A 21,755-nucleotide genomic window follows, 5' to 3' on the forward strand; every position below is an offset into this window, starting at 1 on the left:
TCCGCCTATCAGACCCAATGGCGGCAGGCCTTCGCCCTCTGGAACAGCCGCGATTCCGCTCACCGGAGAAATCGCGCCGCTCGCCCGCCGCGGCAGTCTTGCACGGCCCCGCACTCACGAGGCGAACGTCGCCGGGAAGCCCCACGCCGCGTCGGGCAGGCCCTGCTCGCCGGGCTCGAACGGTCCGTGCACTCGGCCGCGCTCCCACAGGAAGCGCACCAGGTCCACGCGATAGATCGCCGGGTGGCCGTCGCGGTCGGAATTGAAGAGCACCCAACGGTTGTCGGAGGAAAACGCCGGGTGCGGATGCGTGTCCTGAATCGTCCCCCACTGGTGACCCCAGCTCGTGCCGTGATGGCAGAGGCGAAGCTCCCGCCACGCACCCACGCCCATGAGGTAGAGGTAGTCGTCAACCTCGGCGGGCGCGGCAGGGGCGGCGTCGGAAAGCAGATGAAGCGGCACGCCGTTCGAGGCATCGCCCACGATCCAGCGATGGTTTCGAGAGCCCGAGGCGTGCGCGTAGAAATGACACCTCGTGACCTCACGAGACTCGAGCGTCTCGAAGTCCGTCACGCAGATGCGCGCCCCCTGGCCAGACGTTGCGCCATCCTTGACCGTCTCCTCATCCAGATACTCGTAATAGAGCCCCGACCCGTCCTTGGCCCATGACTCCCCCACCACGATTGCGCCCTCGGAGGTCTCGCGCACGCAGCGCACGTTCGTGCCGTCGCTGTTCACGAGCCACATGCGATCGTCGATGTAGTCGTACGGCCCCTCGTGGCAGTACAGGATGGTGGTGGGGTCGCCGGGACGGAGCGTCGCGAGGCCGAGCCAGCAGTGCTCGTCGCGCACGACGTGGCACTCGTTCGTTTGGCGGTCGAGCAGCACGATGCGACAGTGCGGCGAGGCAATCGTCGTGAGCGCAAAGTAGCTCCAGTCGGACTCCTCGACGCTCACCGGCACGGAGGTGTGCTCGTACTCCGTGAGCACCACGTAGCGGCCATCCTCGGAGAGCGTGAAGCACTGGGGAAGCCATCCTGGCGCACAGGTGTAGACGCGCTCGCGCAGCAGCGTCTCGAGGTCGATGCGGCTCAGCTCGTCGCCCTGCAGGACGAGCACGTGCGCATCGTCCACATCGAGCCAGATGCCCCCGTACTCGCACAGGCCGCGTCCGCCCGTGAGCTGCACCGAGGTGTCCGTCATGAGGTTCATCGCATAGAGCTGGCGCGTCTCGCCGTATTCGCCCACATAGAGCAACAGCGAGCCGTCGGCCGAGGTGTACCGACAGGTGTGCTTGGGCAGGTGGCAGGTCACCTTGGGCGAGGTGAGCCGCTCCAGGCGCGCGCCCGTAGAGGGGTCGACGAACGACGCGAACTCGTTGTGGACCAGACTGCCTACCGCCATCCCAATCTCCTCCATTGCTCCCCCACCTCTCGGAGGAGCCATGAGCATCCTGCCTGCGTGACTACGGCACGCCCGGCCCCGGCCGCATCGCCGGGCGAATATCCGACATACGTAGGTACGTAGTATCACCGATGTAGCGCCAGAAGCCTAACCCATTGGGTCACCAGAGGCAGCGAGCTCTCCTATGCGTGCGCGCGGACGAACCGGCCGATCGCGTCGTTCTCCGTGAACTCGGTGAGCACGTAGCCATGCGGCTTGGCTGCGGTCACGGCCGCGAGCACACCGTCCACGTCCATCGAGCCCTCGCCGAGGTTCACGCGCACGAGCTCTCCGGCCTCGACGCGCCAATCCACGAGGTGCGTCGCCACGATGCGCGGCGCGAGGCGACCAAGCATCTCGTGGGTGACCTCGAGCTGGCGCGGGGCGAGCTCGGGCGTCACGAGCGCCGTTGGGTCGAGAATGAATCCCAGGTAGGGAGAGCCGCCCACGCGCTCGACGAGCCGCGCACACGTCTCGGCGTCGTGGATTGGGTGGTTCACGCCCGGCTCGATGCCCACGATTGTGCCCATGCGCTCGCCCACGGCCACGAGCCGCTCGATCACGGCGGCGGCCTCGTCGAAGGCCTCCGTCGTGAAGTTGGCCTCCGTGTAGCGGAAGCTCGGGTCCACCGAGCCCGTCTCCGACGCCACAATGGGCGCCCCGAAGTGTCGGGCGTTCGCGAGATAGGCCTCGAACTTCTCGATGCCCACCTCGCGTGCCACCGCATCGGCGTCAATCATGTTGAAGTAGCAGCCCATGACCGCCACCTCCACGCCATGGGCGGCCAGCACGCGACGCACGTGGGCACCCATGCCGGGACTCACCTCGCGCGCCCCGCTCGCCATGTCCGGGAACGACTTGGCGAGCGCGAGCTGCACGTACCGTACGTCCTGCGCCTCGCAGGCCGCCCCCAGCTCCTCGGGCGTTCGCGGCGCCGTGAGGTCATGCGCCCTGCAACCGAACTCCATGCCGGCCTCCTAGCAGTAGCTCACGAGCGCCTCGGTGAGCGCGAGCACCGAGAGCGACTGACCGTAGGGCATGTCAGTGATGCCAACGTTGCGGTAGCCGTCGAGGTCTTCGAAGAGCGGCGTTCCCACCGAGACGTTCGCGAGCTGGCCGTGGTCGCCCATCTGCGCGAGCACGCCGTTGATGGCGCGGTTCGCCACGTCCTCGTAGCTCGGGTCCACGTAGCGCTTGTGCACGGCCTTCAGGATGCCGTAGGCAAATCCGGCAGAGCCGGAGGTCTCCACGTAGGAGTTCGGGTCGTTCACGAGCGTGTGCCACAGGCCCGTCTCGGCATCCTGGTACTTGGCGAGGGCGGCAATCTGCGCGCGGAGCACCTGCACGAGCATGCGGTAGAGCTCATCGTCCTCGTCCAGGTCGAGCACCTCGATGATCACCGGGAAGGCGATGGTGATCCAGCAGTTGCCGCGGCACCACAGGGCCTCGGCGTAGTTGTCGCGACGCTCGAAGCTCCAGCCATGGAACCACAGGCCGCTCTTGCGGTCCACGAGGTACTTGATGTGGATCATGAGCTGGTAGCGAGCCTCTTCCACGCAGTCCTTGCGCCCCAGCAGCATGCCAATCTTGGCGAGCGGCAGCACGGCCATCATGAGCGTGTCGTCCCACATCTGGTTGGTGTTGGCTGGGCCGTAGGTGACGTGCTGGAAGCCGCCCTCGTCGGTGCGCGTGAGGTCGTTCATGCACCAATCGGCCCAGCGCTCGAGGTACGGCAGGTACCGGGAGTCGCCCGTGTCCTCGTAGAGGCAGGCCATGGCGAGCAGCGGTGCCATCGTGTTGATGTTCTTGCTCGGCGCCCCCTCACGCATGCGGGCCTCGAACCACTCGGTGACGATGCGGCGCGCCTTCTCGTTCCCGGTGTTTCGGTAGTTCATATAGGTGCCGAACAGGCCCACGCCCTGCGGCCAGTTCCAGACGCACCAGCTCTTGTCGTCGACCTTGAGGCCGTCGAAGTCGAGCAGGAACTCGCCGGAGGTGTCGTCGATCTTGGTGAGGCAGTTGAGCAGGAGGTCCACAGACCTCTCGAGCGTCTCCTTGGATGGCAGCTCGACCTCGGGCTTGTACTCGGTGCGCATGATGGGACCTTTCTGACAGATGGCGTAACGTTCGGGAATCGCCCCGTGGGGCGAGAGATCCTGGGCAAGGGCGGAATGGGGGCAAGGGACCTAAAGGCCTGCCCGCGACCAAGGGGGCGCAGGCGGGAGATGGCGGGCTCGCTAGCTCAGCTCGACGGCGGGGTCATCGTCCACGGGCAGGTCGTGCGACATGCGGACCGGCTCGGAGGCAACGCCGTCGGTCCAGGCGCACACCGCGTACGTGACATGACGGCTCTGGCCGGGCAGGGGCAGGCTGAGATACTCGGGCTTGATGGTAACCGAGCGCGTGTAGACGCGGCCCGTCTCGGCGCTCGCCCGCTCCACCACGTAGTAGTCCGCGCCTCCCGCCGGCTCCTTCCAGCGCAGCCGCACGGAGGGGCCGATGTTGTTGCGGACGTTCTCGGCCTCGAGCTCGCGCACGGCGCCAGGCGCAACAGGCCCGGGCACGGCGGGCGCCTCGGGCGTAACGTCGCTCGCGAGCGTCACCCACGGAAACGCCTTCGCAAGACCACGAGCCACGATGCCGGCGTACTTGAACGCGCCGAGCGTGGAGAGATGCGTGGAGTCGCGGATGCCATCGGGATGGCTCGCGTACTGGAACGGGTCCGCACGCAGGAAGATCGCCTCGCGCGCCTCGTCCGGCAGGGCCTGGAGGTACCCAAGTGCCTCGGCACGTAGGTCGACGAGGGCCACGTCGTGCTCTGCGGCATAGGCACGAGCGACGGCAGCATAGTCATCGAGCTCGGTCGCGGGGCGCTCGGTGCCGGCGGCCCAATACTGCGGCGTCGTCGTCACGAGCACAGGCGTGGCGCCGCGGTCTGCCACGCTCGCCACATACCGGTCGACCCAGACCGCGAAGTCCTCGGGCGAGGCATAGCGCATCGGACGCGTCTTAGACGTGTCGTTGATGCCAAAGGCGATGAGCACCGCGTCGCCGGGACGCAGCACCTCGAGCAGCTTCTCGAAGCGATGCTCGGCCGCATACGACCTGAACGCGCGGCCGCCGAGGGCCTTGTTGTAGATCGTGGGGCCGTTGCCCTCGAACACGCGCGCCTGACGCACGGCGCTCGTGTCATCGTGGCTCACCGTGGCGACATGGCCCTCGTAGAGGTACCAGTAGAGCCATTCGCCCCAGCCAGACTGCGGACGCTCCTCGTCGAAGTAGGTCTGGACGGTCGAGTCCGCCGCGATGAGGATGCGCGGGCTCCTGGCCGGCTCGTGCTCGACGGGCGTGCAGACGAGCGAGGCGAGCGTGAGGTCGCTCCAGGCGGTCGTGGCGTCGTCGGCACCCTCGGCCGGCACGAGCGTGAGCTCGAGCTCGCGACGGTCGAGCGGCACGTCGAGCTCGACCGTGCGGCGTGCGCCTGCCGCAAGCGAGAGGCGCGCGCGGGCCACGCCGTTCGCGACAACCGCAAGCCGCTGGTCCTCCGCGGCGCCGACAAGCTCGAGCACAAGATGCCAGTCGCGGGCGGCAAGCGAGGTCAGCCGCACGACCGTGCCCTCGTAGTAGGTGGCGCGGGCGATGGTGTTCGCGTCCCCGTTCAGCGCCTCGGACTCCTCGGCAAGCCGACGAGCCCGCACGGCCAGGCCCCCGGGCGCCGAGGGTGCCGGGCGCTCCTCGGACACGCGCCACACGTACGTGCCGTCGACCCAGCCGGCGGCCTCTCTCGGATACGTGCGGACGATATCGGTGCGATCCATGCTAGTTCCTCTCAAGACGTGAAGCGGGAGAAGCAAGACGTGAAGCGGAGATGGTCCTTGCCGTCCCACTTGCCGTCCCTCGCGACAGGGAGGCGGGGCAATCAGAGGACTCGCGACTCCAGCTCGGAGCCGCGGGCGTCAGGGAGCGGGCGGCCGTCAGAACGGAACCTCCCAGCTCGAGCGAGCCGTCGCAGCGTCAACCGCGTGACAGGGCAGCTCGGCCGCGTCGCTGAGACAGGGTCCGTCTGCGGAGGAGCCCTCCACGTAGACCTGCCACCCCGGCTCGCGGCTCACGCCGTAGCTGTGAAGGCCGTCCACGCAGGCGGCCCCGATGGTGCCGAGGGCGGTGATTTGCCCGGTCCGCACGTTGCGTGCAAGCACGCGGTATTCGTCCACTCCGGGGCGGGCGTTGAAGCGCACCGAGAAGTTGATGCGGTCCGCGATGCCCGCGGCGTCCACCTCGTAGAGGTCCATGCCCGTGATGCGGCGCTCGGCAGCGGCGCCCGTCGCGAACTCGTGCGTGACGGAGACCTCCGACACGGGACCCGCGGCGTTGCCGCGCCACGCACGCACCACGTAGCGCACCTGCCTGACCCGCCCTGGGGCGGCCACGTCGAAGAAGTCCGGGAGCAGGGCCGTCATGCGAGCGGGGGCGCAGGACCCGTCCTTTCCCTCGAAGCGGTCGATGGTGTAGTAGGTCGCGGCCGGGTCGGCATCCCAGAAGAGCCTCACGCCGGGACGGGCACCCGCGTCGTCGACGCGCGCCTGGAGATGTGCCGGCGCCACGGGTTCGCCAGACGGCGCATCGTCCGTGAACGAGAGGCCCGGCACAACCGCAGCCAGGCCCTGGGCCACGATGCGCCCGAAGGTGCGCGCGCCGAGCGGCGAGAGATGCGTCGAGTCGTCGATGCCGTCTGGATGGCTCGCGTACTGGCCGGCTGAGAGCTTCATGTAGAGGGCCCGCGAGCGCTCCGGGCCGAGCCCGGCCACCATCTCCCCCGCACGTGCGGAGAGGTCGACAAGCGCCACGTCCTCGCGTGCGCAATAGGCGCGCTCGACGTCGGCGTATTCGGCGAAGTCGATCGTCAGCCGTCCCGCAGCGTCGAAGTTGTGGCGCGGCGGGGGCGTCACGGCCACGGGCGTGGCCCCACGGTCGCGCGCCGCGGTGACATAGCGGTCGAGCAGCCCCTCGAACGCGGAGGGCGTCGCGTAGCGCAGGGGTCGCGCGCGCGTGGCGTCGTTGGCACCAAACTGGAAGACGAGCACGTCGCCGGGACGCACGCAGGCGAGCACCTGGGCGAGCTTGCCCTCGGCGATGAACGAGCGCGCGCTGCGCCCGGCCATGGCCGCGTTCACAACGAGGGCGCCGGACGCGGGCACGTAGCGGGTGGCCTGCTCGTAGTCGAAGCGCGCGTCATGCTCGACCACGCAGGCGCCCTGACCGAGGTAGCGAGCGAGCGCCTCTCCCCAGCCGGTCTGGGGACGCACGGCGGCGCCGTAGGTCTGGGCAAGCGAGTCGGAGGCGATGTAGATGGTGGGACGCGCGAGAGATACGGGGGCCGAGGAGGCGGCGTCTGGGCAAGCAGACGGGCGTCCGGCCGCCGCGGGCACACTCGGCGCCTGCGCTACCGGCGCCGCCTCGAGCGAGACGAGCTCGACCGCACAGGTCCCCTCGGCACGCACGACGGGCTCGGATGCCGCCTCGGCAGACGCCGGCACCACGAGCTCGGGCGCAGCCGAGACGTCGAGACCGCGCCTCGTGAGCGCCACCTCGATCGAAGCCTCGACGAGGCCCTCCGCCGGCACGTCCACCACCTGACGCAGCGCCCCGTCCGCGACGAGACGCACCCGGCAGGCCGTGCCGTCCACAGAGGCGAGCCCGAGCGACACCCGGAGGTTCACGGAGCGGGAGGGCACGCGCACGAGCCGGCCATAGAGACGATCGAACGTGCCGACCGTGGCGCGCGCCCCGTCGAGCGAAGGGCTGTCCTCGACGACGCGACGCGTCCTGAGCACGATGCCGCCACGGGCACCTCGCTCGGCAGCACGCACGGAAAGGACCTCCTCGCGATCGCGGAAGATGCCGCCCTCCCATGCGCACGGGCCCTCGTAGCCGCGCTCGAGCACCTGCATGCCTGCGGGAAGCCGCGCCGGCGCACGTCCCGACCCGGCAACCTCGTCCACGCCACGCGCTCCGTTCTCCAGCGCCCTCTCGCCCACACCCTGAGAGCCTCGCGGATCGGACATCACGCCTCGACCCCCAGGGCCTCAAGCTTGACCATGTCGTACATGACCATGCCGCTCGTGGTGAACGCAAGCACGTTCTGCTCGGCAAACGCCGATGCCGGAACCTCCACGGTAATGGTCTGGGGCTTGCCACCCGTCACGCTCGATCGGTAGGCGGCGCGGTCGGTCCCAAACGTCTCGCGCACGAGCTCACGCCCGTTCAGACTCGCCACGAACGCCACGTCAAGGCAGCCGCCCGTCATCGAGCTCGCCGTCGTCGCGGCGAGGCACACCGTGAGCAGGTAGCGGTCGACCGCCAGCTCTGGCCGCGCAAACTCAATCGACCACGCCCCGTCATTGCGCTGCAGGTAGTACCAGTCGTCATCTGTCCCAACGCGATATGTGTGGTTCTTGGGCGTGAGGCCCATCCACACGTAGTTGCGCGGCTGGTCGGAGAACTTGAAGCCCTCGGTGGTGCCGGTGTGAAGCCCGAGGTTCCACGCGAGCGGACGCACCACGTTCGGCACCGCAATCGCGCCGGCATCGAGCGCCTCGCCCGGGGCGAGGTCGAAGGTGCCGAGGTCATGCTCCTGTGCATCGGTCGTGGCGTTGAGGCGAGCCCGGAGCCAGTAGCGCCCCGGCTGCAGGCCCGTGAGCTCGAAGCGATCGACGTCTGGCACAGACGCGCCATCCGTTCTTGCGTAGTAGATGCGGCCCGCCTTCTGGTCGAAGTAGTCTCCCGGAGCGTCGGTGGCCACCACGGTCCAACCACGCGAATGGTCAACCGGATGCGCGAGCTCCAGCACGCCGGAGAGGCTCGCGTAGTCGCCGCTGTAGAGGCCGGGCTCGTCGAGCCAGGCCGCCGGCAGGGCCGCACGCTCCGCCGCCGCGCGCGCATGGGCGTCCGCCACCGGGTCGGGCCCGTGGTTGATGTAGAGGCACCAGGGGCCGTAGGCCTTGAGCCAGCCCTCGGGCACCACGAAGTCTCCGGTACCAAAGTGGGCGCCCGTGAGGTAGTTGAGGATGATGCAGTCATAGTGGACGAGCAGCTCCTGCTTGAGCGGCCCCGTGGGATAGCAGCTCTTGTCGAGCGGGATGAACCACGCGCCCCACTCGTCGTCTCCACGGCCGCCGCTCCACTGACCCCACAGCTCGTTCTCGGCGAAGTAGCCTGCGTAGTCGTACTTGGAATACACACTCGAGTTGGAGTAGCGCGTGCCGTCGGCGAGGCGATAGGTCTCGTCCTGGAGCCACTCCCCCTCCTTGGCCATGTACTGGGCGCGCGGCTGCAGGCCCTCGCGCGCATCGGTGTAGCCGGTTGTGAGCAAGCTCGAGTCGAAGCGATAGACCGTGCGCAGCTCGTTGATCACCACGTCCGGCTCGTCGGTGCCCGCCACGACGTAGCCGTAGACGGCGGGCGTCTCGTCCGCAATCACCAGATGGTAGGCGAGCTTGAGCGGGCTCTCGTCGTCCACGTAGGCAACGTGCGCGAGCTCGGGCGTGCTGGCGACGACCTCGAGGCGGGTCGGCACGAGGTTGCGGGTCTTGCCGCCCACGTGGTAGTCGCAGTAGAAGCTGTGCTCGCGGTCCGGATCAGCGTCTGCGCCAGAGAGGTTCACGAGCAGCTCCCGGCCGTCGACCACGACCGACGTGGCCTTGCCGTCCTCGGAGAAGGTGACCGAGATGCGCCCGTTGCCAAGCGAGCAGGACATTCCGTCCGTCTTGACCCATGCCATGTGAGACTCTCCTCTTCTTGGCGACCGTGCGATGGGCCGCCTCCACGGCCCCTCGTCAGCCACAGCCCACCTGCAGACTGCCCTCTCTTCCACTTAGAGGGTACTCAGCGCCATCGCACGGGACCGCGTAGTCTCGACAGGCGTACGCGCAGGATGCGTTTGACGGAAATGGTACCGGTACCATTTTCACGGCAGCCGCCTCGTCGAAAACCGTTTTTCTACCCGAGTTGGCCGTGATCTACAAACCCGCAGGTAAAGCCCACATCAAGCTTCAGACGAAAGGTGTCCTCCGCACGCTGTCTGCGCCGTACGGAGTTCAGACTTGTCGCCATCGAAACTCTTCTCAGACCGCCAGGAGCGCCGCTCCTGCCGCTCGCCAGGCAAAACCGACCGTTCACGGGCGCTTCCGGGCAAGAGGCGGCGGCTCGACGTCCAAGGGAGTCGTCCGGCAACGCAACAAGAAGGCCCCGACGTGGCACATGCCACGCCGGGGCCGCAAGCGCTGGCGTTCGACGCGCTAGTTCGCAGACACCGTCTCCGCTGCGCTCGCCACGTCCTCGACCTCGGGCTTGTGCTCGAAGTTCATGACGCGGTTGTTGCCCCAGCAGTGCTCGTACTTGTAGCCGGTGAGCTGCTCGACGAGCTCCTTGGTCTCGGGGTCCACGTCGGCCTTGGAGCCACCGTCACGCAGGCGGGCAATCTCTGCGAGCAGAATCTTGTGCGTCGTCGGGTTGAGCTTGACGCGGCTCGAGAAGTAGATGCCCATGACGGCGAAGATGATCGGGACGAAGCAGAAGATGAACGTCAGGCCGTCGGTGACCGACTGCGGCTGTTCGGTGGCTCCGGTCACGAAGCCCATAGCCCCAAGGACGCCGGTGATCACGATGGCCTCGATGGCCTTGAAGACGTTGTCGATCGTCGAGTTGATTGAGGCGTACTGGCCCTCGCGACGCTTGCCGGTGAGGATTTCGTCCACGTCGGGAATGAACGAGTAGGCGAAGTCACAGGCGTTGAACACGCCGGTGAGGCCAAAGTTCAGCACAATCGAGAGCACGATCCAGGCGGTGATGGTCGCTGCGCGGCCAATCTGGTCGTGCACCTGAACGAGGCCGAAGATCACAAGGAACGTGAGGGCGGCCTGGACGGCGGAGAGCTGGTAGGCCTTGTAGGCGCCAATCTTCTGGTTAACCCACATGAACAGCACCACGAACGCGATGCCGAAGCCAAAGCTCACGCCCTGCGAGACGGACACGTCGGCAGAGGTGAGGCCGAGCGCGAAGAGCAGGAAGTACGTGAGGGTCGCGAAGCGCACCGAGCGGAACAGGATCTGGGAGAGGTACATGCCGAGGTAGTTGCGGAACTCGCGCAGGCTCCAGGCAGAGAAGTAGTTCCAGACCACGAGGGCCACGCGCTTGAGCGGAGAGACCTTCGCAGACTCGAAGCTAGCATCGGCGTCGGAGAAGTCGGTCGTCTCGTCGTAGGGGTGCTCCCGCACGCTCACGACGGCAATCAACGTGAACGCGGCGGTGACGACGGCGTAGATGACTGCCATCTGCGTGTAGGTGAGCGCCACCTTGTCACCCCAGAGCGTGAACAGGAACGCGTTGACGATGGAGAGCGAGATCGTAGCCACGGCGACCGTGATCTGGTTCATGCCGGCGAGCTGAGCGCGCTGGTTGCTGTTGGAGGTCATCTCGGAGGGCAGCACGTACTGGATGGTCTGGAAGCCGGCGTTGAACGACCAGTACAGGAAGTTCGACGCCGCGTATGCCCACAACGGCAGGCCAGGCGTGAACAGCAGGATCATGAAGGCGAACAGGCCGGGGATCGTGAGCGCGAGCGTGAGGCGACGACGTCCCACCTTGCGCCCGAGGGCCGTACGATACATGCGGTCGGAGAGATAGCCCCACACCGGCGCGAGGAACGCGGCGCAGATGTCGCCGAGCGAGACAAGCACGCCGGCGGTCGCCACATCGATGCCCGCAAACGTGGTGAAGAAGAACATCTCCCACGTCGAGACCATGGCGAAGCCGATGCTCGCCAGGCCGATGGAACCATATCCGAGCTTTGCGCGAAGCGGCAGCTTGTCGGCCTGCGCCTCCACTGCCTTCGTTCCAGAACTTGCCATGACGTCCCCTTCCTTCGCTTGCCATCCGCGCAGGCCTCCGTTGCCGTGCGCCGGGTCGTGGCGACCCTCATGCCGGGCCTCTGTGGCCCGGTGCCCCTAAGGGGGGGGTGGCAAACCGGTTGACGCCTTGCATGATTACGCGAGGCGATTGCGACACCGAGGGGGAGTCGCCGAGTGCGCGAACCGGCACCATGGCCGGGATTGGAACCGATGCCATTATCGCAATACTGCCAAGGCGGAGAAATCCGTTATCCGTCCGAGGCCTTTTCTCATCGCCATATCTGCAGGTAAACGTGATATTTCTCACCTGCATGCACAAAGCGCCCCGTATCGGTCCTACGGGAAGCCCATCGCCCCAAACGAACGCGCGGGTGAGCGGCACCTCGCCCGATGCCGCTCACCCGCACTATTCGACCGTTTGCCTCTGCCGGTACCGGATCAGGACGGCAATCGACCGTTCGCCTCTGCCGATGCCGGAGCACGGGACGACAATCGGCCTCATGGCATAGTCGGTGCCCGTGCACGGCGAGCGCCGGGGCGTCCGCGCGCGCGGTCGCCCGCGAGTCCGGCCGCAACGAAAGCTACGTGTCGCAGTACGTGAAGCACCACACCGGGCTCACCGTCACTGAGCTCGTGACGACAGCGCGCATAAAGGAGGCCCGCCACCTCCTGGGAGAGACGACGGGTCCCTTCGACCGCATCGCGGCGGTAGTGGGCTATGAGAGCCCGAATCACTTCTCGGGCATATTCAAGCAAAACAACGGCATGACCCCGGGCGCTACCGTCGACGGAGGCACGGCCGGTAGATTCCGAACGCCGGCGTGGCACGTCTCGGCTCGTCCGCGGACTTCGCCGACAGGCGCCGGCGTCCACGCTGGGCCGATCGGCTGTGGCCGACACGCCCTAATCCAGGTGGAAGGCGCAGGGCAGGTCGACCGAGACCGGCGAGTTGTCCTCGTTCGTCTCCATGACCGACGCCATGAAGTCCCACCAGCGGCGGCAGACCTCGGTGCTGGCGCTCTCGGCGTAGCGTTCCGGGTCGTCGAGCTCGATGTAGCCGAACAGGATGTTCGTCTCCTCGTCGATGAAGATGCTGTAGTTGTGGCCGCCGTACTCGTGCAACATGTCGGCCATCTCGGGCCACAGCTCGTTGTGGCGCCTCTCGTACTCCTCGGCGAAGCCGGGGTACAGCTTCATCTTGAAGCCCGAGATCGTGCGTCCCCCCGCCGTCTTGCGAACCGTGCCAACCATGGTACGTCCTCTCGTATCAAGCGTTTTCGACTAGTTACACGACGTCCGCGTGCCAACCTCTCGGCCCGCACCCGCCGACCCTAGTCGACGAAGTCCTCGTTGATTTTGATGCCGAAGTCGTGGCACGTATCCTTGAGGCCCTTGTCGCTGATCACGTTCAGGAACTTGTCGGAGCCACCGTTCGCGGCGCGCGTGGCAATGTAGAGCTGCGCGGCCTTCTCGATCGTGTGCGCGAGGCCGAACGTCTCGTCGAACTCGGCGCCGGTGGCGAACAGACCGTGGTGCGCCCAGACGGCGGCGGTGTAGGTCTTCATCTTCTCGCTCGTCGCATCGGCGATGGCGGGGCCGCCCGGCACCATCCAGGGCACGACGCCAACGCCCTGCGGGAACACGACGACGCACTCGGTCATCATCTGCCACAGGATGCGGGAGAACGCACGGTCCTCGAGCGGCACGATGAAGCTCATCTCGATGATGCCCGGAGTGTGCATGTGGTAGCAGACGCGCGTCTTGCCGCCGTCGTGCTCGCAGCGCACGGCCTGGTTCATGAAGTGGCTCTCGAACTCGCTCGTGGGCTTTCCGTAGAGCGTGAGGCCCCAGCGGATGCGGTAGGTGTCGCCCTCGGGGCCAATCTCCACGATGCCGGCGTTGACCTCGGTGTCGGAGAGCATGTTGCGCATGTAGCAGCCAGAGCCCTTGGCCATAAAGAACTTGCCAGCCATGGACGGGGCCTTGATGCCCATCTTCACCCAATCGTGCGGCGTCTCGTCAAAGAACGAGCGAGCTGCCTCGACCTCCTCATCGGTGAGGCGGTACGTGAGGTTGCCGCCGTTGCGCTCGTGCCAACCCTGCTTGAAGCCGTCGTCACACAGGCGGGCGAAGCCCTTGACGAACTCAAGATCGGTCATGGACATGTGGTAATTCCTTTCGCTTTAACTACATGTTACGGATCCCTTTTCTCATGTATCCGTACGCAATGAGAAGCGGGGCGCCCGACCACGGGTTACCGGGCGTCCCGGAGGGAGGGAATCGTACTAGCGGACGACCACACAGGGAACGTCGATGATCTCGGCGACCTTGAGAATCGTGTGAGTCCAGCTACCCTGAGCAGCCGCGAAGTGGTGCGTCGGGCCCTCAGAGCACCAGCGGTTGTTCCACTCGCGGGCGCCCATCGGGAAGCGCGTGCGCCACGTGGTATCGCCGTTCTCCAGCTCGGGACCAGCCTCGATGGTTCCCTCGGAGACCACGAACTTGAAGTGACCGTCGGCATCCTGCGTGGTGGCGAGGAACGTGACAGGGCCGGGCTTGGGGTAGAAGCGCGTGGTGAAGCCGCCGCCCGTCTTGCCGTGGAACACCGGCACCATTTCCATCGACGCCTTGCGCGCCGTGGAGAAGTCCGCGTCGCCGGAGCCGGAGTGGCCGATCAGCATGACGTCATCGTTGAAGTCGAAGGTGTAGAACTCGGAAAGCTGCGTGGAGCCCGAGATGGTCTTCATGATGCTCATGCCCAGGGAGACCTTGATGTCGCCCTCGACGGCGCACGCGGTGCCCTGCTTGATGAGCATGGAGAATGCCGGGATCAGCATGGAGTCGAGCACGCCGGCCTTGCCCTGCGCGAAGCCGTCGTAGTGGCTCGCGATGAAGCCGAGGTTCTCGTCCTTGACCCACCGCTCGAAGGCGAGCACGTAGCGGGCCATCTCGTGGACGAGCTTCTCGTCATACTCACCGAGGATGTCGAAGGTGTCGTGAATCTTGGCGACCTCCTCGGAGATGGCCTCCTCGTCGGTGACGCCATCGGCGATGGCCCACATCTTCTCCCAGTCGAACTGCTTGGTGTAGACGCCCATGCGGTTGTAGAGGTTGGTCTCGTCGATGTAGAGGTCCATCATGCCGGGGTACGGGCGGCCGATCTGCGCGAGGTTGGTGGTGCGGAAGCGACGACGCACCTGCGCGGCGAGGCACCAGTCCTCGATCTCCTTCTGGGCGGCCTCGTCGCCACCCTCGACGACGCCCGTGATGACGGCGTGACGCTTGCCGGCGCGATTGAGGTCGGCGACCATCTCGCCCACGGCGCCACCGGCGTAGGCGATGCCCAGCCAGTCGGCGGTGCCGGCGGTCTTGAAGTCGAGGCAGCGGACCTTCTGCAGGTTCACGACGACCACGGGGACGTTAAGGTCGCAGACCGCAGGCAGCATGTTGTAGCTGGTGCAGTAGGTGAGCAGCTGAAGGATGACGAGGTCGACGTCGGCGGCACGGAACTTGTCGCCCGCCTCGGCGGCCTGCTCCTTGGTGGTTACGAGGCCACCGTCAACGAGCTCGACCGTATCGGGGAGCGTCTTCTTGAATGCGGCATACTGGCCTTCGAACTCGGGAACGAGCTGCGGGAACTGAGGCAGGTAAGCCTTGAGCGCAATGGAGAAGACGCCCACCTTAGCCTTGGTGTTGACGAGCATGTCCATATCCTTTCTGCTGGCAGCCCCAGGCCGTCTCTTGGGCGCGGAGCTCTGGCAATCTGAGCCACAGCCGGTGCGCGAGCCTGGAAAACCGCACGTTATGACCTATTGGTTACTCGCTCGGGTCGACGCGCTTCACATCGAACGACTTTGCGATCGCCGCTCGCGCCTCGGTCACGTCGGCGAATTCGCCCGAGTGGATGAACTGCACCACGAGGTTGCCCAGGCCGGTTCCCTCGACGGGGCCGGCAAAGACCGGGAGTCCGCACGCCTTGGAGGTGAGCTCGTTGAGGTACATGTCCTGGCAGCCGCCACCCACGATGTTGATGGCGTCGTAGTCGCGCCCGGTGAGCGCGCGCAGGTCGTCGACGGCCTCGGCGTAGCGCCGCGAGAGGCTGCAGTAGACGGTCCGCATGATCTCGCCAACGGTGCTGGGGACGGGCTGGCCCGTCTCGCGGCACGTGGCCACGACCTCGTCGATCATGGAATCGGGCGCGAGGAAGCGGTCGTCATCGACGTTTACGTAGGCCTCGAAGTCCGAGGCCTCGCGAGCAAGGCCGATGAGCTCGGGAAAGCTGTACTGGTGGTCGCTCTGGGCCTTGTGGGAGGTCTTGCCCGCCACGTAGTCCACGCCATTGAGCTCGCGACGGACCGACTGCATCATCCAGAGGCCCATGATGTTCTTGAGGAAGCGGAAGCGCTTCTGGAAGCCACCCTCGTTCGTGAAGTTCTGCAGGCGGCTCGCGTCGCTGGTGACCGGGCCCTCGTGCTCCACGCCCAGCAGGCTCCAGGTGCCCGAGGAGATGATCACGGAGTTCTTGTCGCGCACCGGCACCGCAAGGAACGCGGAGCCCGTGTCGTGCGTGGCAGGAAGCACGACCTCGCACTCGTAGCCCACGCGCTCCGAGACCTCGGGGGTGAGGCGCCCGAGGACCGCGCCAGGAATGGTCACCGGCTGAAAGATGCCGGAGGGGATGCCGCAGGAGGCAAGAATCTCAGGATCCCACTGGAGCGTGCGCGCGTTGAGCATACCCGTGGTGGTGGCGTTGGTGTACTCGTTGGCCTTCACGCCGCAGAGACGCCAGTTGAGGTAGTCGGGAATCATGAGGAAGGTGCGCGCGGCCTCGAGCTGCTCGGGATGCTCGCGCGAGAGTGCGATGAGCTGGTAGAGCGTGTTGAACGGCTGGCGCTGGATACCCGTAGCGCGGTAGACCGTCTCCGGGTCGACCATGGCGTCGGAGACGGCGTACATGCCCTGGGTGCGGGCGTCGCGATAGGCAACTGAGTCACCGAGCATGCAATCGGCGCCGTCGAGCAGGACGAAGTCGACGCCCCAGGTGTCGATGCCCACGCTCACCGGCTCGGCGCCAAAGTCGGACTTGCACTTCGCAAGGCCGGTGACGATCTCGTCGAAGAGTCCCTCGACGTCCCAGCAGTCGTGGCCGCAGGCCCGGTGCTGGAGGTTATCGAAGCGGTGGACCTCCTCGAGCTTGATGACCCCGTCCTCGACGCGGCCGAGCAGCACGCGCCCGCTCGAGGCCCCCAGGTCAACGGCAGCGTAAGTGCGCTCTCCCATTACTCGTTCCCCCTCTCGGAGCCGGCGTCGGCCAGCTCAACCACATACATCACGTTCGTAGGCGCAAAGGTCGAGGGGTCCGCCTCGGCGCGTATCGTCTGCTCGCCGGCGAAGCGACGGTCGAGGTGCGGGCTCGTGGCGCGATCGCCGCCGGTGACGACGGCGATGTCCCCCACGGCAGCCAGGCCCGCACGAAGCACGCGACGCTCGGCATCTGCCACGATGGCCCCGATGTCGCCACCCGCATTGCCCAGGGCCGGGATGACGCCCCAGTAGAGCTGCATGGAGCGCATCACCTCGGGCGTGGAGGCCACGGCGAAGATGGGCACACGCGGACGCAGCTTCGAGACCAGGCGCGCGGTGCGGCCGGTGGTCGTGGGCGTGATGATGCAGGCGGCACCCACGCTCTCGGCGGTGCGCACGGCGCTCATGACCACGGAGGGGGCTACGAGCGGGCCGCCCTCGGAGCGAGGCACAGGAGCGCCGTCAAGGTAGAGATGCTGCTCGGTGGCCTCGGCGATGCGGGCCATGGTCTGCACGGCGGGCACCGGGTAGAGGCCCGTCGCCGTCTCGTCGGTGAGCATGAGCGCGTCGGCGCCGTCATAGATGGCGTTCGCGACGTCGCCGACCTCGGCGCGGGTGGGCGTAGGGCTGCGACACATGGAGTCGAGCATCTGCGTGGCGATGACCACCGGCTTGTGGCGGTGGTTGCACTCGCGGATGATCTGCTTCTGGACGTGCGGGATGTCGTATGGCGTCATCTCGAGGCCCAGGATGCCACGTGAGACCATCACGGCATCCGCCGCGTCGACGACCTCCTCGAGGTTCTCAAAGGCATCGGCGGTCTCGATCTTCGCGACGATGCGCACGGTGGTGCCCTCGTTGGCGTCGAGGAACATGCGCACGCGACGCACGTCCTCGGCCGTACGCACGAACGAGGCGGCCACGAAGTCGACGCCCTCGCGCAGCGCGGCGATGATGTCGCGACGGTCGCCGTCGGTGAGGATCGGCAGCGGCACCGTGGTGCCCGGCAGGTTCACGAGCACGTTCTCGCGCAGCACGCCGGAGGTCTGGACGGTGCATTCGATCTCGCCGGCATGGGCCTCGTCGACGGCCAGCTCGATGCGGCCGGCGTCAAGCAGAATCGTGGTTCCCGGACGCACGTAGCCCGCCAGGCCCGCGCACGACTGCGAGACGATCCGGTCGGTGCCGGCGACCTCGCGCTCCGTCAGCGTGAAGTGGTCGCCTGCACGCAGAACCTGCGAGTGACCACCCGCAAGCGACCCGGTGCGAATCTCGGGCCCGCGCGTGTCGAGCATGACCGCGACGCAGGCATCGAGCTCCTGACGCACCTTCTTGAGGCGCTGGATGCGGGCCACGATCTGCTCAGACGATCCCATGGACGCATCGACGCGCGCCACGTCCATACCCGCGACAATGAGGTTCCTCAGCGTAGACTCGCTGTCGACCGCCGGCCCCAGCGTGCAGACAATCCTCGTGCGCTTTGCCATCCGTCCGTCCCTTCGACGTCCGCCCTTTCGTTTTTTCGAGAGGAAGTGTACGTCGAACCGGGATTTGTTTTTCATTTGATTATTGGATATGAAAAGCTTTTTCTTACTCTGGTACTTCGAGGATATGGCTACATACCAGTGCTTATATTCGGCTGTTGACGTCTATTATTGAATCGCTATCGCTCTTCCCCATTCTGCGAGTGGTCTGTATACGAGGGCGAGCGGTATTTGTTTGCATGATTGAAATTAAGGACGGAAAACTCTTCCGCCGCTACGATTGGGCGTGCTCGGCACGTCTGATTGGACGTGATCGGCCAGCCTGATTGGGCGTGCCCTGCTGATGAGGTGGCCTGACTGATCAGGCACATCGGGTTGATTGGGTATGTTGTCAAGCCGAATCGGACACGCCGAGCCAATTGGACATGCCAGGCTAGTCGACAGGCACGGAGCCACCGGACTTCTCGACCGTGAACGCCTTCTGGAACATCCGCAGGTACTCCTGGGCGTCGGGCGAGTCGTGGAACAGCAGCAAGATCATGCACTCGACCACGAAGTTGATCGAGTTGTGGGATACGGCGAAGTTGTTTGCGAGCAGCTGGTCGCGGTTCGCCACAGACAGGATGTGGTCGGCGCGCGAGGCAAGGTGCGTCGTGGGGTCCGCCGTGATGATCACCGTCGGGATCGCCGAGTCTTGGGCGTTGTCCATGATGATGTTGAGGCGGCGCGACATCGCCGAGTTCGAGATGAACACGATGCAGTCGTCCTTGCCGAGCAGCTGCGCCAGAATGGCCGCCGCATCGGTCGTGGAGGGCGCGATGGCCTTGACCCCCACGTGCGAGAACTTGGTGGCCACCATCTGGGCATAGGAGAGCGAGGTGCCCGCTCCCACGAACATGACGGTCTGCGCGCGCTGGATGAGCCGGCACGCATCCACGAGAGCGGCGTCGCTCAGCATCGAGACGGTGTCGTTGAGCTCCTCGACCTTGCGGGCGAGCACGTAGCGCACCGAGCCCTCGACGTCGTCGAACGAGATGCCGTCGGAGGAGTCGAACGGGCGCTCCTTCGAGACCTCCTCGCGCGCGAGGGCAAGGCGAAGCTGGGCGAACGAGTCGTAGCCGAGCGCGCGCACGAAGCGCGAGACGGTCGTGTTCGAGGTGTTCGAACCACGCGCGATCTCGCCCGCCGTGAGCGAGGAAATCGTGCCCCCTCCCTGCAGGATGAAGTCCGCGATGCGACGCTCGGCATCCGAAAGGCTCCCATAGTTCGACAGGATGGAGTTGACGACGTACTTGTCCTCGCCCATGGCACGCCCTTTCGCCTGACGTTTATCTAGCGCAAAAGAATACCACCCGCATGGGCATGACGCCCGCCCGGAGATTGCCCGCGGCATTGGCTAGCAAGGGAGCACGGATGAGCCACGTCGCCGCCCCGATTGGCTCATTGGCCCCAGCGCCACGAGTCGGACGGAATGGCGAACCGACTCACCTCAATCCAAAAAAGGCGCCGCCCGAAGGCGGCGCCTTAATGAGCCAGATTGGATGGCAGACTCAAACCGGGGCGACTCATCCGCAAGCTAGAACAACCTAGAGCGGGCGGATGTTGACCTCCTTGAGCTGCTTGGCGGAGACCTCGCTCGGCGCGTCGCTCATGAGGTCCGAGCCGCTCGCCGTCTTGGGGAACGCCATGACGTCTCGGATGGAGTCGGAGCCGGTGAGCAGCATGCACACGCGGTCGAGGCCAAGCGCGAAGCCGCCCATGGGAGGCGCGCCAAACTCGAGGGCCTCCATGACGAAGCCAAACTGCTCGCGGGCGCGCTCGGGCGTGAAGCCCAGCTTCTCCAGGATCTTCTCCTGCAGCTCGGCATTGTGGATGCGCATGCCGCCACCGCCGGCCTCGTAGCCGTCCATGACGAAGTCGTAGGTGTGGGAGCCCACGGCCAGCGGGTCGGAGTCGAGCTTGTCGATGTCGGCCTCGACCGGCTGCGTGAAGGGCTGGTGCTCGGAGGCGTAGGCCTTGCGGTCCTCGTCCCAGTGGAACAGTGGGAAGTCCACGACCCACAGGAAGTCGTGACCCTCGCGCGGCACGTCGAGCGCGTCAGCCATGTGGCAGCGCATGCCGCCGAGGATCTCGTCTGAGGTCAGGCGCGGGCCGGCGGCGAACATCACGAGGTCGCCGGGCTGGGCGTCGGCACGCTTACGGAGCTCGGCCATCTCCTCGTCGGAGAAGAACTTCACGATCGGGCTGTTGATGGAGCCGTCCTCGCGGAAGGCGATCCAGGCCAGGCCCTTGGCGCCGAAGGTCTCAGCAATGGGCTCGAGCTTGTCGATCTGCGCGCGCGGCCAGGAGCCTGCGCCCTTGGCGTTGATGCACTTGACGACGGAGCCCTCGGTGTTGGCGGCACCGGAGAACACCTTGAACTTGGAATTCTTGAAGACGTCGGTGACGTCAACGAGGTGCATGCCGTAGCGCGTGTCGGGCTTGTCGACGCCGTAGGTGTCCATCGCGTCCCAGTAGGAGATGCGACGCAGCGGCGTGGGCATGTCGACGCCCATCTTGGCGAAGGCGTCGTGGAGCACGTCCTCGAGCGCGCCCATGACGTCGTCCTGCTCGACGAAGCTCATCTCGATGTCCACCTGCGTGAACTCGGGCTGACGGTCGGCACGAAGGTCCTCGTCGCGGAAGCACTTGGCAACCTGGTAGTAGCGCTCGACGCCGCCCACCATGAGCAGCTGCTTCAGGAGCTGCGGGGACTGAGGCAGGGCGTAGAAGTGACCCGGCTGGATGCGGCAGGGCACCAGGAAGTCACGCGCGCCCTCGGGCGTGGACTTGAAGAGGCTCGGCGTCTCGACCTCCATGAAGGAGCGGCTGTGGAGCGCCTCGCGAATGGCAAAGGTGAAGTCTGAGCGCAGCTTGAGGTGGCCCATCATCTCCGGGCGGCGAATGTCGAGGTAGCGATAGCGCAGACGCGTGTCCTCGGAGGTATCGATGCCATCCTCGATCTGGAACGGAGGGGTCTTGGAGCGGTTGAGCACCTCGATGGTGTCGACGCGAACCTCAACCTCACCGGTGGGGAGCTTGGGGTTGACGGTGGCCTCGTCACGGCCGCGCACGACACCCTTGACGAGGATGGGCCACTCGGGGCGGATGACCTCGGCAGCGTGGAAGGCGGTGCCGCCGGAGTGCTCGGGGTCGAAGGTGCACTGCGTCATGCCCGTACGGTCACGGAGGTCAACGAAGATGAGGCCACCGTGGTCGCGGCGACGCCAGACCCAGCCAGTGAGCGTAACCTCCTCGCCGATGTTCTCGCGACGAAGCTCGCCCGCGGTCTTGGTATGCATGGAGTGCTCGTGCATGGGCGCGAGCTCGGCGGCGCTGGTGAACGTGGCCTCCGAGGCCTCGGCCTCGACGCGCTGCTCTGCGCTGGTGCTATCTGACATGCGGCTCTATTCCTTTCGTCTGCGCCACCCCGTGCCGGTGCGGGTGGCAAGTCCCAGCCGGCGAGCGGTCGCGTAAACAGCGCGAACGTTCGCACGGGTCGGTATCATACCGCAGGAAGAGGGCGTGGCTGCGGCCTCTCGCGACTGCTGGTTGATTTCCGATCCCAACCGAACAC

14 protein-coding genes and 1 pseudogene are annotated in these 21,755 nt (G+C 66.3%); 1 reads left to right on the forward strand and 14 read right to left on the reverse strand.

What is annotated here, in order from left to right; all coding sequences use genetic code 11:
- Positions 1-114 precede the first annotated feature (114 nt).
- The 7 genes from EFAMC2_RS05800 to EFAMC2_RS05830 form a co-directional block, all read right to left on the reverse strand.
- Positions 115-1,404 carry an oligogalacturonate lyase family protein gene (locus EFAMC2_RS05800; protein ID WP_187325179.1) on the reverse strand — a complete coding sequence of 430 codons (1,290 nt, stop codon included), beginning with the start codon at positions 1,402-1,404 and terminating at the stop codon, positions 115-117.
- A gap of 182 nt (positions 1,405-1,586) precedes the next feature.
- Complete coding sequence (locus tag EFAMC2_RS05805; protein WP_154027904.1) at positions 1,587-2,411, reverse strand: sugar phosphate isomerase/epimerase family protein; 825 nt, start codon at positions 2,409-2,411, stop codon at positions 1,587-1,589.
- Between the two features lie 9 nt (positions 2,412-2,420).
- Entirely contained in the window at positions 2,421-3,539 is a 1,119-nt protein-coding gene (locus EFAMC2_RS05810) for a glycoside hydrolase family 105 protein (RefSeq protein WP_154027905.1), read from the reverse strand.
- A gap of 141 nt (positions 3,540-3,680) precedes the next feature.
- The gene (locus EFAMC2_RS05815) at positions 3,681-5,261 is read right to left on the reverse strand and encodes a GDSL-type esterase/lipase family protein (RefSeq protein WP_154027906.1); all 1,581 of its coding nucleotides are present in this window, start codon (positions 5,259-5,261) and stop codon (positions 3,681-3,683) included.
- Between the two features lie 156 nt (positions 5,262-5,417).
- Positions 5,418-7,508, reverse strand: coding sequence for a GDSL-type esterase/lipase family protein (locus EFAMC2_RS05820; protein ID WP_154027907.1), 2,091 nt, complete (start codon positions 7,506-7,508; stop codon positions 5,418-5,420).
- Complete coding sequence (locus EFAMC2_RS05825; RefSeq protein WP_154027908.1) at positions 7,508-9,223, reverse strand: polysaccharide lyase family protein; 1,716 nt, start codon at positions 9,221-9,223, stop codon at positions 7,508-7,510. Before EFAMC2_RS05825 ends, EFAMC2_RS05820 begins: the two co-directional genes overlap by 1 nt.
- 517 nt (positions 9,224-9,740) lie before the next feature.
- A complete protein-coding gene (locus EFAMC2_RS05830; RefSeq protein WP_154027909.1) occupies positions 9,741-11,351 on the reverse strand; it encodes an MFS transporter in 1,611 nt (536 codons plus the stop codon).
- A 390-nt stretch (positions 11,352-11,741) separates the two neighbouring features.
- Between EFAMC2_RS05830 and EFAMC2_RS10545 the strand changes: the two are divergent.
- Positions 11,742-12,122: pseudogene (locus tag EFAMC2_RS10545) on the forward strand (helix-turn-helix domain-containing protein); the annotation flags it as partial.
- Positions 12,123-12,254: 132 nt separating this feature from the next.
- Here EFAMC2_RS10545 and rhaM read toward each other — a convergent pair.
- The 7 genes from rhaM to aspS form a co-directional block, all read right to left on the reverse strand.
- Complete coding sequence (rhaM, locus tag EFAMC2_RS05840; protein ID WP_154027910.1) at positions 12,255-12,602, reverse strand: L-rhamnose mutarotase; 348 nt, start codon at positions 12,600-12,602, stop codon at positions 12,255-12,257.
- 80 nt (positions 12,603-12,682) lie between these two features.
- Entirely contained in the window at positions 12,683-13,516 is an 834-nt protein-coding gene (gene rhaD / locus EFAMC2_RS05845) for a rhamnulose-1-phosphate aldolase (RefSeq protein ID WP_154027911.1), read from the reverse strand.
- 120 nt (positions 13,517-13,636) lie between these two features.
- Positions 13,637-15,055 carry an arabinose isomerase gene (locus EFAMC2_RS05850; protein WP_154027912.1) on the reverse strand — a complete coding sequence of 473 codons (1,419 nt, stop codon included), beginning with the start codon at positions 15,053-15,055 and terminating at the stop codon, positions 13,637-13,639.
- A gap of 112 nt (positions 15,056-15,167) precedes the next feature.
- Positions 15,168-16,631: a rhamnulokinase gene (locus tag EFAMC2_RS05855; protein ID WP_154027913.1), complete on the reverse strand. Its 1,464-nt coding sequence runs from the start codon at positions 16,629-16,631 to the stop codon at positions 15,168-15,170.
- A complete protein-coding gene (gene pyk / locus EFAMC2_RS05860) occupies positions 16,631-18,142 on the reverse strand; it encodes a pyruvate kinase (RefSeq protein ID WP_154027914.1) in 1,512 nt (503 codons plus the stop codon). Before pyk ends, EFAMC2_RS05855 begins: the two co-directional genes overlap by 1 nt.
- Positions 18,143-18,572: 430 nt before the next feature.
- A complete protein-coding gene (locus EFAMC2_RS05865; protein ID WP_187325180.1) occupies positions 18,573-19,445 on the reverse strand; it encodes a MurR/RpiR family transcriptional regulator in 873 nt (290 codons plus the stop codon).
- 280 nt (positions 19,446-19,725) lie between these two features.
- Complete coding sequence (gene aspS / locus EFAMC2_RS05870; RefSeq protein WP_154027916.1) at positions 19,726-21,495, reverse strand: aspartate--tRNA ligase; 1,770 nt, start codon at positions 21,493-21,495, stop codon at positions 19,726-19,728.
- Positions 21,496-21,755 lie beyond the last annotated feature (260 nt).

It is taken from the genome of Olsenella uli, assembly GCF_901212655.1.
Classification (GTDB): Bacteria; Actinomycetota; Coriobacteriia; order Coriobacteriales; family Atopobiaceae; genus Parolsenella; species Parolsenella uli_A.

Bases quoted from the DNA above. Each gene is read 5' to 3' on its own strand.
- EFAMC2_RS05800 (WP_187325179.1), bottom strand. From the start codon at position 1,404: ATGGCGGTAGGCAGTCTGGTCCACAACGAGTTCGCGTCGTTCGTCGAC.
- EFAMC2_RS05805 (WP_154027904.1), bottom strand. From the start codon at position 2,411: ATGGAGTTCGGTTGCAGGGCGCATGACCTCACGGCGCCGCGAACGCCC.
- EFAMC2_RS05810 (WP_154027905.1), bottom strand. From the start codon at position 3,539: ATGCGCACCGAGTACAAGCCCGAGGTCGAGCTGCCATCCAAGGAGACG.
- EFAMC2_RS05815 (WP_154027906.1), bottom strand. From the start codon at position 5,261: ATGGATCGCACCGATATCGTCCGCACGTATCCGAGAGAGGCCGCCGGC.
- EFAMC2_RS05820 (WP_154027907.1), bottom strand. From the start codon at position 7,508: ATGTCCGATCCGCGAGGCTCTCAGGGTGTGGGCGAGAGGGCGCTGGAG.
- EFAMC2_RS05825 (WP_154027908.1), bottom strand. From the start codon at position 9,223: ATGGCATGGGTCAAGACGGACGGAATGTCCTGCTCGCTTGGCAACGGG.
- EFAMC2_RS05830 (WP_154027909.1), bottom strand. From the start codon at position 11,351: ATGGCAAGTTCTGGAACGAAGGCAGTGGAGGCGCAGGCCGACAAGCTG.
- rhaM (WP_154027910.1), bottom strand. From the start codon at position 12,602: ATGGTTGGCACGGTTCGCAAGACGGCGGGGGGACGCACGATCTCGGGC.
- rhaD (WP_154027911.1), bottom strand. From the start codon at position 13,516: ATGTCCATGACCGATCTTGAGTTCGTCAAGGGCTTCGCCCGCCTGTGT.
- EFAMC2_RS05850 (WP_154027912.1), bottom strand. From the start codon at position 15,055: ATGCTCGTCAACACCAAGGCTAAGGTGGGCGTCTTCTCCATTGCGCTC.
- EFAMC2_RS05855 (WP_154027913.1), bottom strand. From the start codon at position 16,631: ATGGGAGAGCGCACTTACGCTGCCGTTGACCTGGGGGCCTCGAGCGGG.
- pyk (WP_154027914.1), bottom strand. From the start codon at position 18,142: ATGGCAAAGCGCACGAGGATTGTCTGCACGCTGGGGCCGGCGGTCGAC.
- EFAMC2_RS05865 (WP_187325180.1), bottom strand. From the start codon at position 19,445: ATGGGCGAGGACAAGTACGTCGTCAACTCCATCCTGTCGAACTATGGG.
- aspS (WP_154027916.1), bottom strand. From the start codon at position 21,495: ATGCACGAGCACTCCATGCATACCAAGACCGCGGGCGAGCTTCGTCGC.